Annotated in this window: 21 protein-coding genes, 2 pseudogenes and 1 riboswitch; of the genes and pseudogenes, 11 read left to right on the plus strand and 12 right to left on the minus strand. The window is 24.7% G+C overall.

Annotated features, from left to right (window positions below; all coding sequences use genetic code 4):
- Positions 1-70: 70 nt before the first annotated feature.
- Positions 71-1,423: a chromosomal replication initiator protein DnaA gene (gene dnaA / locus AACL22_RS06690; protein ID WP_338990580.1), complete on the minus strand. Its 1,353-nt coding sequence runs from the start codon at positions 1,421-1,423 to the stop codon at positions 71-73.
- A 498-nt stretch (positions 1,424-1,921) separates the two neighbouring features.
- On the opposite strand from dnaA, the gene AACL22_RS06695 reads away from it, so the two are divergent.
- The 8 genes from AACL22_RS06695 (at position 1,922) to yidC (ending at position 8,395) form a co-directional block, all read left to right on the plus strand.
- On the plus strand, positions 1,922-2,539 hold the full coding sequence (locus AACL22_RS06695) for a hypothetical protein (RefSeq protein WP_338990583.1): 618 nt from the start codon (positions 1,922-1,924) through the stop codon (positions 2,537-2,539).
- A gap of 344 nt (positions 2,540-2,883) precedes the next feature.
- A complete protein-coding gene (locus AACL22_RS06700) occupies positions 2,884-3,147 on the plus strand; it encodes a hypothetical protein (RefSeq protein WP_338990585.1) in 264 nt (87 codons plus the stop codon).
- A 140-nt stretch (positions 3,148-3,287) separates the two neighbouring features.
- Positions 3,288-4,001: an IS3 family transposase gene (locus tag AACL22_RS06705; RefSeq protein WP_338992935.1), complete on the plus strand. Its 714-nt coding sequence runs from the start codon at positions 3,288-3,290 to the stop codon at positions 3,999-4,001.
- Positions 4,002-4,094: 93 nt separating this feature from the next.
- A complete protein-coding gene (locus AACL22_RS06710) occupies positions 4,095-4,517 on the plus strand; it encodes a hypothetical protein (protein ID WP_338990588.1) in 423 nt (140 codons plus the stop codon).
- A gap of 300 nt (positions 4,518-4,817) precedes the next feature.
- Positions 4,818-4,915: riboswitch (purine riboswitch) on the plus strand.
- An 86-nt stretch (positions 4,916-5,001) separates the two neighbouring features.
- Complete coding sequence (gene guaB / locus AACL22_RS06715) at positions 5,002-6,447, plus strand: IMP dehydrogenase (RefSeq protein ID WP_338990590.1); 1,446 nt, start codon at positions 5,002-5,004, stop codon at positions 6,445-6,447.
- A gap of 155 nt (positions 6,448-6,602) precedes the next feature.
- On the plus strand, positions 6,603-6,737 hold the full coding sequence (gene rpmH, locus AACL22_RS06720; RefSeq protein WP_338990593.1) for a 50S ribosomal protein L34: 135 nt from the start codon (positions 6,603-6,605) through the stop codon (positions 6,735-6,737).
- A 32-nt stretch (positions 6,738-6,769) separates the two neighbouring features.
- Positions 6,770-7,096 carry a ribonuclease P protein component gene (gene rnpA / locus AACL22_RS06725; RefSeq protein ID WP_338990596.1) on the plus strand — a complete coding sequence of 109 codons (327 nt, stop codon included), beginning with the start codon at positions 6,770-6,772 and terminating at the stop codon, positions 7,094-7,096.
- Between the two features lie 147 nt (positions 7,097-7,243).
- Complete coding sequence (yidC, locus tag AACL22_RS06730) at positions 7,244-8,395, plus strand: membrane protein insertase YidC (RefSeq protein ID WP_338990598.1); 1,152 nt, start codon at positions 7,244-7,246, stop codon at positions 8,393-8,395.
- A 145-nt stretch (positions 8,396-8,540) separates the two neighbouring features.
- Here the strand turns inward: yidC and AACL22_RS13795 are convergent.
- Positions 8,541-9,513, minus strand: a pseudogene (locus AACL22_RS13795) (IS30 family transposase).
- Positions 9,514-9,796: 283 nt separating this feature from the next.
- Here AACL22_RS13795 and AACL22_RS06745 point away from each other — a divergent pair.
- From AACL22_RS06745 to AACL22_RS06755, 3 genes are all read left to right on the plus strand, one after another.
- Positions 9,797-10,063 (plus strand): hypothetical protein, encoded by a 267-nt coding sequence (locus AACL22_RS06745; protein ID WP_338990609.1) that lies wholly within the window; start codon positions 9,797-9,799, stop codon positions 10,061-10,063.
- A gap of 83 nt (positions 10,064-10,146) precedes the next feature.
- On the plus strand, positions 10,147-10,518 hold the full coding sequence (locus AACL22_RS06750) for a hypothetical protein (RefSeq protein ID WP_338990611.1): 372 nt from the start codon (positions 10,147-10,149) through the stop codon (positions 10,516-10,518).
- Positions 10,519-10,650: 132 nt separating this feature from the next.
- Positions 10,651-11,391 carry a hypothetical protein gene (locus AACL22_RS06755; RefSeq protein ID WP_338990614.1) on the plus strand — a complete coding sequence of 247 codons (741 nt, stop codon included), beginning with the start codon at positions 10,651-10,653 and terminating at the stop codon, positions 11,389-11,391.
- 5 nt (positions 11,392-11,396) lie between these two features.
- Here the strand turns inward: AACL22_RS06755 and AACL22_RS13800 are convergent.
- From AACL22_RS13800 to AACL22_RS06800, 10 genes and pseudogenes are all read right to left on the minus strand, one after another.
- Positions 11,397-11,459, minus strand: a pseudogene (locus AACL22_RS13800) (lipoprotein); the annotation flags it as partial.
- Between the two features lie 456 nt (positions 11,460-11,915).
- Positions 11,916-12,200 carry a hypothetical protein gene (locus AACL22_RS06760; protein WP_338990617.1) on the minus strand — a complete coding sequence of 95 codons (285 nt, stop codon included), beginning with the start codon at positions 12,198-12,200 and terminating at the stop codon, positions 11,916-11,918.
- On the minus strand, positions 12,194-12,451 hold the full coding sequence (locus AACL22_RS06765) for a hypothetical protein (protein WP_338990055.1): 258 nt from the start codon (positions 12,449-12,451) through the stop codon (positions 12,194-12,196). The genes AACL22_RS06760 and AACL22_RS06765 overlap by 7 nt, the downstream gene beginning before the upstream one ends.
- 27 nt (positions 12,452-12,478) lie before the next feature.
- Positions 12,479-13,108 (minus strand): recombinase RecT, encoded by a 630-nt coding sequence (locus AACL22_RS06770; RefSeq protein WP_338990621.1) that lies wholly within the window; start codon positions 13,106-13,108, stop codon positions 12,479-12,481.
- A 1-nt stretch (position 13,109) separates the two neighbouring features.
- Positions 13,110-13,502: a hypothetical protein gene (locus tag AACL22_RS06775; RefSeq protein WP_338990623.1), complete on the minus strand. Its 393-nt coding sequence runs from the start codon at positions 13,500-13,502 to the stop codon at positions 13,110-13,112.
- Between the two features lie 20 nt (positions 13,503-13,522).
- A complete protein-coding gene (locus AACL22_RS06780) occupies positions 13,523-13,801 on the minus strand; it encodes a hypothetical protein (protein ID WP_338990626.1) in 279 nt (92 codons plus the stop codon).
- Positions 13,802-14,008: 207 nt separating this feature from the next.
- The gene (locus AACL22_RS06785) at positions 14,009-14,146 is read right to left on the minus strand and encodes a hypothetical protein (protein WP_338990629.1); all 138 of its coding nucleotides are present in this window, start codon (positions 14,144-14,146) and stop codon (positions 14,009-14,011) included.
- Positions 14,147-14,514: 368 nt separating this feature from the next.
- Complete coding sequence (locus AACL22_RS06790; protein ID WP_158613866.1) at positions 14,515-14,673, minus strand: hypothetical protein; 159 nt, start codon at positions 14,671-14,673, stop codon at positions 14,515-14,517.
- Positions 14,657-14,791 (minus strand): hypothetical protein, encoded by a 135-nt coding sequence (locus tag AACL22_RS06795; RefSeq protein ID WP_338990632.1) that lies wholly within the window; start codon positions 14,789-14,791, stop codon positions 14,657-14,659. The genes AACL22_RS06790 and AACL22_RS06795 overlap by 17 nt, the downstream gene beginning before the upstream one ends.
- A gap of 9 nt (positions 14,792-14,800) precedes the next feature.
- Positions 14,801-15,085 carry a hypothetical protein gene (locus AACL22_RS06800; RefSeq protein WP_338990635.1) on the minus strand — a complete coding sequence of 95 codons (285 nt, stop codon included), beginning with the start codon at positions 15,083-15,085 and terminating at the stop codon, positions 14,801-14,803.
- Between the last annotated feature and the right edge of the window lie 619 nt (positions 15,086-15,704).

Consider the following 15,704-nt stretch of genomic DNA (forward strand, 5'->3'; position numbering starts at 1 on the left):
ATGTGGAAAACTTGATAAAGTTTTAAATAATATTATTTTTTATTAAAAAACAAGCGTGGAAAACATTGTGCTATTTTCCTTCAATTTTTCTACGAATTGCATTTACTAAATGTTTAAATTCTTTGTTTGTGCTAATATGTGCTTCAACTTTTTTAACACTATTCATAACAGTTGTGTGGTCTTTACCACCAAACTCAGTTCCAATTCTTGTAAATGATTCATCTAATAATGTTCGACAAAAATACATTGCTAATTGTCGTGCTTGCATTACATTACTAACTCGTGATTTACTCATCATTGCTTTGATAGTAATATTATAATTATCAGCAACAATTTGTTTAATTTTTTTAGGGGTAATTTTTTCATTGTTTTGCAGAGGAGCATTTTTAAATGCTTTTTCAACATCAGCTAATGTAATAATTTCATTTGGTTTTTTGTTCATAACAGCTAAAAATAATAATCGCTTAATTGCTCCTTCTAATTTTCTAACATCACTGTTAAAATTTAAAGCAATAAATTCTAGTGATTCTTCTGAAAATAATCCTAAGTTATTTTGATGTTTTAGTTTTTGTTCTAATATTTTAAGAGCTGTTTCAAAATCTGGTGAATCTAAACCAATACTTAAACCATATGAAAAACGAGAAATAATTCTAGATTCAAAACCACCTAAATCATCAGGATATTTATCAGAAGTAATTACAATTTGTTTATTTTTTTCAATATATGAGTTAAAAATATGAAAAAATAATTCATTTGTTTTATTACGTTTTGCTAATAATTGTATGTCATCAATTAATAAACAGTCGTAAATATCATAAGATGTTTTAAAAGCTTCAATAATTTCATGTCCTTGATTTAAAATATCCATAGCAATTTTCCCAAACTCATCAGCTTTTAAATATTTTACTTGGTTATTTGTTTTATAAATTTCATTTACCTTATTTTCAATTGCGTGTAATAAATGTGTTTTTCCTAGTCCAGAGTCTCCATATATGAATAATGGATTTCATTTTTTTCCAAGATCTAGAGCAACTGCTAAAGCTGCTTGCATTGCTTCATGATTAGAATCTCCACGAACAAAATTTTCAAAAGTATAATTTTCATAATAAACAATGTTATTGTTTTCTGTTAATGTATCAATTTTACTAATTACAGATGCTTGCTTATTAATATTTTTTTCTAATTCAAAAGAAATATTATATTGGATTCCAGTCAGTTTTTTTAAAATATTTTTAATTTTTTCATTTAATCCTGCTTCAAAAACACCAATTGCAATTTCTGATTTTGTTGTAATTAAGCAGTTATTATCAGATACAGTATATAAGTTTGTGTCACTAATATAGTAGTTGTAAATTTCTGGGGAAACTGATTCATCACGAGATAATATTTCTTTAACTTCAATCCATAATTCTTTTGTGTTCATTAATTTCATCTCCAATAGTTTTTATCGTTATTAATTATAAAAAAAAATGTGGAAAAGTATTAAAAAATGAGCAAAATTAATAAAAATTAATAGTTTTCCACATTAAATATTTTTTATATTATCTTTAAAAGCATTGTTTTTATTGATTATTTTTATTGTTTTCCACATTATTAACATTTTATGGTGTAAATTGTTTTTTATTGTGGAAAGTGATAAAGTTTTACAATAATATTTATTAATGAAGCATTCCGAACAAGATTTATCCAATTATTTGGTGAAGAAAATTTAAATCATTTATCATATGTTCAAAATTTATTTAGTCAATTTAAATTAACAAATCATGGTAGTGGGCATAATTTATATAATAACAGGATAACTATTCATTTAGTAGAAACTGTTTTTCGTAATCGTGTTGTTGATTACATAAATTCTAACTTATATAGATTTCGTGGTGAAAATCGTGCAACATTTAGTAGCGCAATTTTAGCTGAAGTAAGAGTGTTAGGATTAGATAATTTATCAGAGGAACAATTAATTGAAAATTATTTGAATAATATGAGGCTAATAGGTACTTGGACAGGATCTATTGAAATTGAAGCAATAACTAATATGTTAAACACTAATATTATGAGGAATAACGAACTTTTTTATTTAGAAAATCAAAATAAAAATGAAATTAATCATATATATATTTACTATATTAACCATAATCATTATAATTTTGTTTTAACAAGAGAGACTAATCAAGAGGAAAATAAAATGGATATTGATGAGTCAGAGCAAGTTTCAACACCGATTCCTTTTTCAAGTGTTATTACTAACACTTATTTAGGACAGTTATCGGATAATACTCCCGAAATTATTATTAATAGAATATCACAATTAAATCCTAGATTTGACTTGAATCAAATTTATGTAACTGATATTCAAGAAAATAATGCAGTAGTTTTACCATTTGTTCCTCCTTTATGAAAGGGGAAAATTCCAACAGTAGTTCATTTTTCTTTATTTCAGGATAGAAAAAAACAACCCATTATTCAATATAAAAATGTTCATCAAGATGATTGAAAAACAAAAGAAATTGATTTAAAAAAACAACAATACCTACACCAATAAATTCTCAAATACATTCTAGTTTTTGTACTTTAGCAGTATTAGAGAATCTATTAATTAATAATATTGCAAAAAATCCTAATGTTTCTTTATCACAAAGTGAACTTTTTATTTTTTTAGAAAAGTATAAAATCAATGATATTACTAAAAATGGATTAAACCTTTATGCTATTTATAAATTTTTAAAAGATGATCCTGAAGTTAGTAAAAGTTTAGTAGGTAGATATTCTTATTTTTTCTTTCATAATTTATTTAATGATAAAAAAAGAATGATATAGAGTGCACCCCAAAAAGTAAGTAAAATAAAAAAAGATTTTGCTAAATTTTTATAGGGGGTGCATTTTTATATGGCAAAAAAAGGACAAAAATATAACAAATATACATCAGAATTTAGAACAAAAATCATTGAGGAAATTAAACAAAAAAGTTGTTGAATAGTAGCAAAACAATATAATATAAATGCAAATACAGTAAAATCTTGATGAGCAAATCATAAAAAAGGAAAATTAAACAATCCTAAAGGACCTAAAATTTCTTTTGCCAAAAGAAATTTAGAATATTATAAAACAAGGTATGAATTATTAAAAAAGCTCCATAACTTTTACAATTAAGCAAACTAAGAATTGTCTCTTTTATTAAACAAAATTTTTGTGAATATTCAATAAAATTATTACTAGAAGTAACAGGGTTAAAACGTAGTTATTGAGATAAATATAAAAATTATGACAGTAGCAAAAAAGATAAAAAAGCAATAAATGATATTGTAAAAGTCTATGAAGAAAATTTAAAACAATTTGGTTATCGAAGAATTACTAAATATTTAAAGGAAGATTATGGTATAAAATATAATTCAAAAAAAGTTTTAAGAATTATGCGTGATAATCAAATACAATCTGAATATGTAAGAAAAATGAGAAGAAAAATGAAATATAAACAGAATAAAGAAAAAAGCTTATTGCAATATCCTGATTTAATTAATCGTAAATTCAATGATATAAAAACAAGGTTTTCAGTACTATATACTGATGTAACATATTTAATTTGAAAAGGAGAAAGATATTATCAATCAACAATTATTGATGGATATACTAAAGAAATAGTTGATGTAAAGTGATCTAAATATAATGACAATAAATTAGTAATGGATAATTTAAATGATGCAATTAATAAAATAAAATTAATAAAAAAAGATCTGAATGGAATAATAATTCACTCAGATCACGGATATCAATATACATCCACTATTTATCACGATAAATGTTTATCTAACGGTATTACAATTTCAATGGGAAAAAATTACCACTGTGCAGATAATATTGTTATAGAAAGTTTTCATTCATTACTTAAGAAAGCTACAATCCATAATAAAATATATAATTCACATGAAGAATATATACAAGATGTTATAAAATGAAATACATGATATTCAAATCGTAAAGAAAAAGATATAATTAAAAAAAAGTAAATACTTTTTATTAGTACTTACTAAAATGGGTGCACTCTAATATTATTTCTAATGTTAGTATGAACTTCGCTTTATTTTAGTACTCCTGTTATAATGGGAACATTTAATAGTAAAGGAATGGGACATCGTATTTCAATTTCAGGAATTAGACCAAATGAAAATCCATTTAAAACTGAATATATAATTAGAGACCCCGATATATGAGAAAATAATGTAAGAATCGGGCAAGAATTAAGTATAAATGGGAATGATTTATATAGTTCTTTGTTTAAAAAAGAAGGTATATTTGGTGCTTTATTAATAAGCACTTATGTTTTTGGATCTATATTTATTCCAAGTTTTATAAATATGATGCGTGAAAATATGCCATTTTTTCAAAGTGCTTTGGGAACTATTGACCGTATTCCTACTCCGTTAATAAGTGAAGATAGCATTGCTACTGAAGATGATATTTTAAATTCAAATTATTTATTTGATAATGAACTTTTAAACATATTGTTTAAGAATTTTATGTAGTTAATATGCATTACTAATTGATAAATTTAAATGATTTTAGGAAATGTTTATATAATTTAAAATATAGTTTTAGTAACTTTAATTTTGTTAAAGAAAAAGTGAATTGGTACATTAATTGATATAATAATGAACGAATTTTTGTAAAATATCAAATGTCTCCTATAAATGCACAAAGTTTATGAGAAAATAAGATAAACTTTAAAAAAGTGAACTTATATGGGTAGATACATAGGTATAGTTTTTACAATTTAAATGTAAATTTTATTGGTCTATTTTACTTTTTTTGTTATAATTAATACAATTTAATACTTACAATAATCCTATATATACTAAAAATATGGTCTAGTGTCTCTACAGTTAACCTTAAATTAAATACTATAGGTCTTAATTTATTTTTAATTTGTTAAGACTGTTTGTTAATTGGTTTTAATGGTCATGTTTCTTTTATTAAATTTTTTGTATTAAATATTTTGGAGGAACAAACATGCAAATTAAAAAATCTTATACCTTTGATGATCTACTATTAGTTCCACAAAAATCAGATATTTTACCATATCAGATTGACTTAAGAACTAAACTAACAAAAAATATTGAATTAAATATTCCTTTTATATCTTCAGCAATGGATACTGTTACTGAATCAAAATTGGCAATCGCAATTGCTCGCGAGGGTGGAATTGGAATTATTCATAAAAATTTATCAATTGATAAACAAGCAGCAGAAGTTGAAAAAGTTAAACGTAACGAATCAGGTTTTATTATTAATCCGATAACATTAAAACCAACAATGACAGTTCAGGATGCTGAAAATATTATGGCTCAGTATCGTATTTCTGGTTTACCAATTGTTGATGAAGAAAACAGATTATTGGGAATAATTACAAATCGGGATATTAGAGCATGTCATGATTTAACTGCTTCTGTGGATAAATTTATGACTGTAAAAAACTTAATTATAACTCATGAAAATATTGATTTAGAACAAGCAAAAGATATTTTGTTAAATAATCGTATTGAAAAACTACCAATCGTTAATGAAAAAAATGTGTTAATTGGGTTAATTACCATTAAAGATATTAATAATCGTGACAAATATCCTAATGCTTGTAAAGATGAACAAGGACGATTACGAGTAGGTGCAGCCGTTGGAATTGATGAAAATACATTATTACGTGTTGAAAAACTTGTTGCCGTTGGGGTTGATGTAATTGTTGTTGACTCAGCGCATGGTCATAGTCAAGGTATTATTAATATGGTTAAAAAAATTAAAAAAGCTTTTCCAACGATTAATTTAATTGCTGGGAATGTTGTTACTGCTCAAGGAGCTTTAGATTTAATTGCAGCTGGTGCTAATGCAATTAAAGTTGGTGTCGGACCAGGAAGTATTTGTACAACAAGAGTTGTTGCTGGAGTTGGAGTTCCTCAAATAACAGCCATTAATGATGTTTATGAGGTTTGTAAAGGAAAAGAAATTCCAGTCATTGCTGATGGTGGAAATAAATATTCTGGGGATGTTGTTAAAGCACTTGCAGCTGGTGCTAATGCAGTAATGATGGGTTCAGTTTTTGCATCAACATTTGAAGCACCTGGTGAAGAAATGATTGTTGAAGGTAAAAAATATAAAACATATATGGGAATGGGCTCATTAGCTGCTATGAAAAAAGGTAGTGCTGATCGTTATTTTCAAAATAAAAATCGTAAATTAGTTCCAGAAGGAGTTGAAGGACGAGTTTTATTAAAGGGTAAATTAAGTGATATTTTATTTCAATTTATTGGTGGTGTACGGAGCGGTTTTGGTTATTGTGGTGCAAAAAATATTTTAATGTTGCAAAAAACAGCTCAGTTTGTGGAAATTTCAAATAATGGTTTAAAAGAATCACATCCACATGATATTGCAATTACCAAAGAACCACCAAATTACACAAAATAATATTATTATAAGTAAAAAGATAAATGAAGATGAGAAAGCATATCAATCTCCATTTTTATTTTTTAAAAAAATATTATTTTAATTGATATTTTTTATTAATTAAGATACTATTTATATGATGTCTTAATAATTTATATCATAAGGAGGTGCTAGTAATGAAAGGAACGTGACAACCAAGTAAAATTAAACATAAAAGAACACATGGTTTTCGAGCAAGAATGGAATCAGCTTCAGGCCGTAAAGTTTTAAGTAAAAGAAGAGCGAAAGGAAGAAAAGTATTATCAGCTTAAAAATGCTGGTAAAATACTTTATTTTTCTATTTGTGTCGAAATGTGAAAAAAAATTTATTGTTAAAAAAAATTATGAATTTCAAAAAATAATAAATCATCGTTCTTTTATTAAAACTAACCCTTATTTTATTTATTTTAAAAGAAATGATCTTAATTATCATCGTTTTGGAATATCTGTTGGTAAAAAATTAGGAAATGCCGTTGTTAGAAATAAAGTAAAAAGACAAATTCGAAGTATGTTAAATTTTGATTTTTCAGCAACAGAAAGTTATGATCAAATCATTATTGTTCGAAAATCATATTTTAACAATAGTTATTTAATTAATAAAGAAATTTTATTAAATCAAATCAAAATGTAAAAAGGAGGCGAAATAGTGAACTATCGTGATTATATTTTCTCCGATGGGAAAAGAACACGAAAACCTTGATATTCAATTGCCTGGAAATGAACAAAATTAGTCCTGTATCTTTTTTTAATTATATCAATGTTATGAGGTTGTGGGCAAATGATGGTTCCAAAATATGGGACTGCCCAAATTTTAGATGTTTCTGGTCAGAAAGTATATAAACCAGGAGTTTTCTTTGAAATTATTTTAGGATACGCTAATGTTGGGAAAGAACATTTTTTTCATTTTGAAAATGGACAACTATATGAATATCCATATTTAGCAATTAGAACATGATCTGATGCTTTTGTTAAAACATCTTCACCATTTTATGGTTGTTTTGTGTTTCCTGTTGCTTGAATTTTAGTTAATTTAATTTATGGTTTTGGTGGATTAGATAATGGTGCAGGAATTATTGGCGCATTATTCTTAACTTCATTAATTGTGCGTTTAATTACTTTAATGTTTAGTTGAAAAGCACAACGAAATCAAGACAAAATGCAATTAATGCAAATTAAACAAGCAGAAATTCAGGCCAAATATAAGGATTCAAAAGATCCAACGGCAAAACAAAAGCAACAAATGGAAATGATGCAGTTGTATCGCAAAGAAGGAGTTTCACCATTATCCACAATTGGTTCGTCTTTTTTATCAATTCCGTTTTTAATTGCGATGTATACTGTTGTTAGAGCAACACGAGAATTAAAAATGGCGACAATTGGGCAAATTTCTTTAATTGAAAAGCCATGAGATATGATTACTAGTGGGAATTATGTTTATTTAGCTTTATTATTTGTATATTTGCCTATTCAAATTCTTTCAATGATTTTACCTACTATTTTTAATCTTCGTAAAACAAGAGTTATTACAAAGGAACAGAAAAAAGCACGTAAACGGCAATTTATTATGCAAGGAGTAATGATTGTTGTCTTCTTTGTAGTTACAATTTCAATTGCATCTGGGGTTGCTATTTATTGAATTTTCTCAGCCTTTATTCAAATTTTACAAACATTAGGATTTCATTTCTTACGAGTTAAGAAACGAAGAAAAAAAAAAAAAAAAGAATCGTTTGGACAAAGAATTAAACATTTATTTGTTAGAAAACAACATTTAAAAACAACTAATAATATTGAAAATGTTGAAATTACAAAAACAAAACAAGTAAAAATAAATAATGCCGATAAAATTTCTTATAATCCGGTTAAATCAAAACCTAAAAAATCTAAATTTTCTTTACATAGTAAGAAAAAAAAGATTAATGATTTTGTATAGTGTAAATGCAATTAGTTATTTCCTACTCTTATTAATTAAAATAATAGAACTTAAAAATAAGTTTGCAAGTATTTTTAAATTATTTTTTTAATTTATTTAAAATTAGTATATTTGGGCACACTAAAAAATAATTTATTAAGTTTTTTTATTTAATAAATTTATTAAATAACTGTGTTGGTGTTTCTCAATTTAAACAAGGTCTTATCTTATCATTAATTGTATTAATTATTCAATCTATTTTATCTTGTTTAATAATTCTAAAATCAGTACTTTTTGGTAATTCTCGCCTTATATCTCTATTCATTCTTTCTACAATTGGTTTTTGTGTAGGACTACCTTTATCACAAAAATATACATTTGTTTTAAGATGTTTTTCAATATCTTTTCAATTTCAAAATTCTTTTCCTTGATCAGTTATAATTCCCTTTAAATGTTTTTTTAAAAGTTTATTTTTAAAAATTTGTTTTAAAGTTTCTAATACTTCTGTTGAATTTTTTTCTTTTTTTAAAAAGGTAAATTTAGTTAATTCTTCTGTTAATGTTAAACATGCTGATTTTTTATCTTTACCAACAATAGTATCCATTTGAAATCAACCAAAAGTACCTTTTTCATGTTTTGCTTGTTTAATAGTTTTAAAATCATTGCTTAAATTACCACGTTTATATTTTTTCCCTTTATGTATCTTTTTTTACTATGAAAATACAAATTACGTTTATTTAAACCAAATAAACCTAAATAAATATATTTATAAAGTGTTTAAAAACACATAGGGAATTTATCATTAAATTCAATTTCATATAATTTACATATTTGTTTAGGTGTATAATGAAATTTATTAAATTTTTCATCTAATCATAATAATTGTTTAAAAGTTAAAGTAGTTTTCTTTTTACAATTTTTACGATTTTCTAAATATCGTTTATGTTCTTGCATAGGATGATATCGTTTAATATGTTTATAATGTTTTAAGTGATATTTAATAGTACTTTTACTACGACCCATATATCTTGCTATTTTTGATATATTAAGAGTGCCATTTTTTTCTTAAAAATATCAGATTCTAACGCTTCTTTTAAATTACATCTTTCAATAAAACTTAAATGTTTGAACTTTTTCATTTTTTCCTACCTTTTCTTAAAATATTTACATAATACAATAAAAAAAAAAGTAAATTATTGACATTAAATTTAATTATGATAAGATAATATTGTAAATCTAAAAAGGCAGAATTTTCCTACTCTTAACCTGTTTTAGAAAATTACAAAAATATAGACTTGCAAAAGTCTTTTTTTATGTAAAATATAGATAATAAAAAAAGAACTTGTGAGAGTTCTTTTATACATTAATACAGTTTTTTACTCTTTTATTTAATCATATTGTTTAAATAATAGCAATTTTAATATGCAAAAAAGAGTAAAAAATGGCCAAAAAATGCCAAATTGTAAAAGAAAGGTATTAGCAAGATTTAAAAAAGATAAAAATGGTGATTTAGTAAGAAAAATGCAAGGTGATTGACCAGTGCAATTATGTATTAGTCATTTTAAAGAGTTTCAAATTAAAATGAATGAAACTATTTTATATATGGAACAAAAAAATAAAGAGTATAAAGATATGATTAACACAATGATTGTAAAAAAAGAATTAAATTATGGTATGATATTTTTATAAGGTTAATCTTCCTTTTATAAAAGAGTCCTACCTATAATTTGTTAAAAGTGTTAATCCTACACTCAAATAAGGAGCGAAAAATAATGGCAAATTTAGAAAAAATTAAAGAAATTTTAGAAATTGATGATGAAAAAACGAAAGCAGTTGATGAATTATTATCTGCTCAGGCTAAACAAATTCGTGAATCAATTAAAAATCGTGAAGATGTAGTTGATAAAACAGATTTTGAAATTGTTAATACTAAATTACAAGAATTAAAAAATAAAAGTGATTTATTAGAAAATGAATTATATTTAAAAAATTTTACAGATAAAGATAAAAAGATTATTTCTTCGTTAATTAATAATGATGAATATAAAGATTTATCTAAACAAGAAAGAATAAACAAAATAGCAGAAGAATATAATATTAATTCAGTAGATGGTACTGTTGATGGTGGGTCAGTTATTGATTAAATGCTAAAAAGAAGTGAAGAAATTAAATCTAATCGCTTAGAAGAAATTAAGAAAAATGGTGCTAAAACTGACCAAGATATTATTGATTATGCTAAAAGTTTAACATGACAATAATAAGGAGGATAATAACCTATGGCAAAAGTAGGTGGAAAATCAAGTATTGCATTACCAACAGTTTTTCAAGTTGGTGGTAATACTGCAACAGAAAAAGCAATTAGAGATGTTGCTGTTTTACAAATTAAAAAGATTTTAGAAGCAGATAGTGAATATATTGATGCTACTGAAATGATGATGTTAACTGCTCAACAAGTGTCTATGGCAGAAGGTTTTGAAGCAGGACAATATGTATTCCCAGAGCGTATGGTTTGGGGTAATGATTATGATAAAGATTCTGGAATGGAACAACAATCCGTAGCAGTGCGAAGAGCAACTGTTATGATGGATCAAATGTTAACATTTAAATATGATGTTCCTACATTTGATGTTGTTCGTTTTTTGGAATCACCAGTTGAAGTACGAACTACTACAATTGGAGAGTGAATGAGAACAATTACTCGTAATTGATATTCAAATATAAATGCAATTTATTTACAAGGTGTTGTAGATTCATGTATTGCAACAGGTCAATTTATTAAATTACCTATTCCAAAAGATACTGATACAGCACAAGAAACATTTTATAAAATTAATGCTATTTCAATTAATTTAGTACAAAAAGTAAATGCTTTAATGTTTGGTACTAAAAAAGACGATTTAATGGTACATGTTGCAATGCCAGCATTTGCTCAATTTACAAAAGCATATACTAAAATTTTAGACCAAATAGGAGCAGATACATTAGCAACTGGTCAATTATGGAAAAAATGATTGTAAGCAATTAAACTTGTTGTACTTGTTGCTACTAATGAAATTGTTCCTATTATACTTAATAATTTTTTCATTCCAATTAACCCTCTTTCTATTAATTTCTTACATTATATATACAAGGTTAAGTTAGTTAGAATTATTATCTTTATCACTTTTGTTGTGACTTATATAAAAATTAATAAGATATTCGATTCGTTGTGAATAAGTAAAGTCATTAAATTCATTTCAAACTTTTTCTTGGTTTTCATTTAAATAAATATTAACATTACGAATTAATTTAGAATAATATTTTCCTGTTTTTTTGATTAAATGAATGTTTCATAATATTAACCCTTATAATTAGCAATAATAATGGCATCTCGTAAATGATTACTAATTTTGTCATTATTATATTTTCAACCCTTACCATATTGATAAGTTAAATTACTATCAATTCCCCAATAAATTTTATTTCCATAATACTTACTTTCATTTTCTATATTTTTAACAACTGATTTAGTATGGCGTGGTGAAACATTAGCAATATATCCTTATGTTTCTAACGAACCTAATAATTTCAATAAATCATCTCTTTCTTTTGAGTTATTGGCATTTGTATATAAACAATTTTTTATAAAAACTAAATATTCTAGTTTATGATTATTTGATAATATTTTCCAAAATGGTTTTTCATTTTTTAAATAATTTAGAATAAATTTAGAATGTTTTTTTCAATCTTTATTTATAAACTCTTGTTTATCTAATAAGATATTATTTTCAAAAACAACAATAGCCGTAGTATCAGATCCAGAAGGGTCAATACCTATTTTTATCATGCGTATACATCCTCATCATTGTTAATTGCTGGTACTACATTAGAGATATCTTCTTCTTTAACTACATTATCGTTTGTGTACGCTATTTCATCATTACATGGGGTAAAATTTATATTATTTGATAATGGTTCATGGCTCATATGCCCCTGATTTTTAACGATATTACTATCATTATCAATATAAATCTTTTCATCATTAGTTGTAATAACTGCTTGATCTGATTTATATGCTTGTTGTAATTCAACTGACATAATACCTCATTTTCTTAATAATGATTTTTATACTGTTTTTAATGCCATTTCATCAAAAGTAGCAATCATAAACTTTTTATTTTTAGCATAAGTTTTAGAATATTTCACAAAATGATTTTCGATTTGTTCTCTTGTCATATATAAAGTTTTTTCAAAACCATTAACCATTTTAAAATATGCTGCATAACCTATAATTGGTAATTTTTCTTGTTCATCTTCATTTTGTATTCAATTAAAACTAGTTCCTTTTAAACGATCATAATTTATTAATTCACCATCTTTGACATCAGATACTAACATATCTAAATATTGACCGCTTCTTTGGGCTAATTGAATATAACCTTTATAACCCATTTGAAATTGTGCTTGAATAACTCATTCTTGTATTTCGCGACCATTAATAATTCTTGTTATTTTAGTATTATATGGAACTACATAAGCATATCCAAATTGTTTTTCCATCGGTAAGTTTAATAATACTCCTTGATAACATGCAGTCATAATTGTTTTTGGATCTGCTTTTTGTAACAATTCATTACTATTTGTTATTGCTATCAAATTACTTTTAAATCTTACAATTTCATTTTCATTTGAAAATTTACTTTTAATTCAATCATTTGCTACATCTGTTCTTAAAAATTCTACTATATTTGCCATTTTATTTCACTCCTTTAATTTGAATATTTATTCCTTTAATACCAATTACTTTATTTTCTGTATTTATATCTCATTGTGCTTTAATTATGTTTTTAACTAACTTTTCATCAACAATTAAATATTTAATTAGTTGTTTTAATTCATATTGATTAGCATTTTCTACAAAATCATCATCAATTCCAATTATTTCAATATCTCTAACTAATAATTTTTCTTTACGAAAATTACTAGTAATAATTTTTAATTCTTGCACTTGTTTTGCTACACTTTTAATTTCTAAAAATTGTTCTTTTTTATGATTTTCAATAATTTCATTTTGTTTTTGAAATTGAATATTAATAACACTATTTTTAAAAGAATCATGATTACTTTTAATATTATTTTCTAAATTCAAAATATCTTTTCTAATAAAATTTAATTCATCTTTAAAATTTTTTTTAATTCTAATGGTTCTCTAAAAATATAATCAATTTTTGAAACTACTAATTTTAAATCTTTTAATGATTGTGATTTATATTCTCCATTTATTAATCAAGCTTGTTGTCGATATATAAATTCTGCTAATTCTTGTCCATTTTCATCAATTCATTTTTTAATTGTTAATGCTTTTAAACTTAATTCTTTAAAATCAGAACCTTTTATATAAAACGGAAATGTAATATTATTTACTGTATTTTTTACAATATCACTCATTATTTATCCGCCTTACTAGGTAATTTGTCATATTTTGAACTGTCAACTAATATTCAATCGATAGAACCTGTTGAATATGGATTTTTGTAAAAATCTTCTTTATATAATTGTTGTTGATCAATTTTTTATCTTTTTCAGCAAGTTTTTTTAAGTGTTTCATTTTCTTCTTTTAGTTTGTCAAATTTAATTGATTCTGTTATAGTCATTTTAAAGTTCCTCCAAATTCTTTTCTTCAATTAAAGTATCAATATATTCATAAGCACTTTCTTCTGAATGACATTCTTCTAATGCTTCATTAAATAAATCTTCTTCGGTATAAACCTTACCATCTTCATCTTTTCACATATTATTCACATCCTTTTCATTTAATATTTTCATTTTTTAAATCAATAATTACTGTTGGATAATACTTTTCATTTTTAGCAGTTATTTTTGCTTCTTCAAAAGTATAAAATTAATATGTAGTTAAATATTCATTTTTAATAATTAATAAGTATCTTTTAGTCATAATTTATTCCTCCGAATTCTTTTTATTTACAATTAAATTTTCTAATTGATAAATTTTTAATCAATGTTCTTCACATAATATAATTTCTTTTTTATAACCTAAATTTTACTCTAATTTATCACCAATTTTTTCAATATAATTATTTCCAAAATAAGCATTTTTATTATTACAATTAATTTTTTGACATTTCATAGGTTAGTTTCTCCTAATTTTGTTTTCCTAATGCTCAATGCTCATCAGTCATATCTTCAAATGATACTGGATAACTTTTAAGCATTAATTCTTGTAATTTATTTTTTTGATCGCATTTTGAACAATAACCTCAATATCTTTGTTTAAGACAAGTTTTATTTAACTTTTTCATATTTATTTAATTCCTTACTATTTTCTATTCTTGCTCTTTCATTAGCACGCTCATTTTTTTTCTTATGTAATTGCTTTTTACTTAAAAACTTTCAAGGTTTTTTATTTAACTTTTTCACATAAACCTCCTAAATTACTCCTTTAATTTTTTGATCAATTTGTAATATTCTTCAACCATCTGATGCTAAATCTAAAATATCGTTAATTTTGTAATGTTGCATATAAGAAACAATAACATCTCATCTATTTTTAAATAAATTTAAGTACATTTTGGCTCATTCTAAACATTGCAAATCATAATGATTTTTATGATGTGAAATACGACAATTAATAGGCTGACAATTAACTCAATCAAATGATGTTGTTATTTCATTCCAAGTTTTATTAATATATTTACTTTTATATTCTGTCATTATAATTCCTCCTAGTTTTAACTTGCTGGCACTCACTCCCAAGTGAAAGTGCCAAGCGAGAATTAGTTATATAAGTATTTATCTATTTATTTACTACGCCATCCGCTTCACTGGGGTGAGCGGTGGCGGTATGTTAATTATTTAAATGTTTAATAATACACAGTTGTTTTTTAATATTGACGCCAGACATATATATGTCTTCCTTTATCCGTGCCCATTTGTGCTTTCGCTCTGGGATTTGACGCTCAGTTTTTGAAATTAAATTTACTCGCACCCATACAAAGGACCGAATGCTAAACGCAAATTTAATTGTTTGTGTCACCATCTCAATATTTATTGTCGTTTGATGTTAGCCTTGGACACATCACGACTATCGCTTAGTTCTAATGAACCAGCGCCGATTTACATATTTCCTCATACACTGTTTCAGTACTCGCCTCGGCTGGCTGTGGGAATGAGTATAAACTCATGTTCTTTTGGAAACACTTAGTTATTTAAAATAACCGTCCCACTCTGCATTAAGTTGTTTTGTAAAATTTAAGTTTTAAAAACCCAGTTTCTCAATCAAAGATAATTTTTGAATTTTCTAAACGTTTATAAAACCGCTTTTGTGTTTTAT

Source organism: Spiroplasma endosymbiont of Seladonia tumulorum, assembly GCF_964020235.1.
In the GTDB taxonomy this organism is placed as follows: Bacteria; Bacillota_I; Bacilli_A; order Mycoplasmatales; family Mycoplasmataceae; genus Spiroplasma.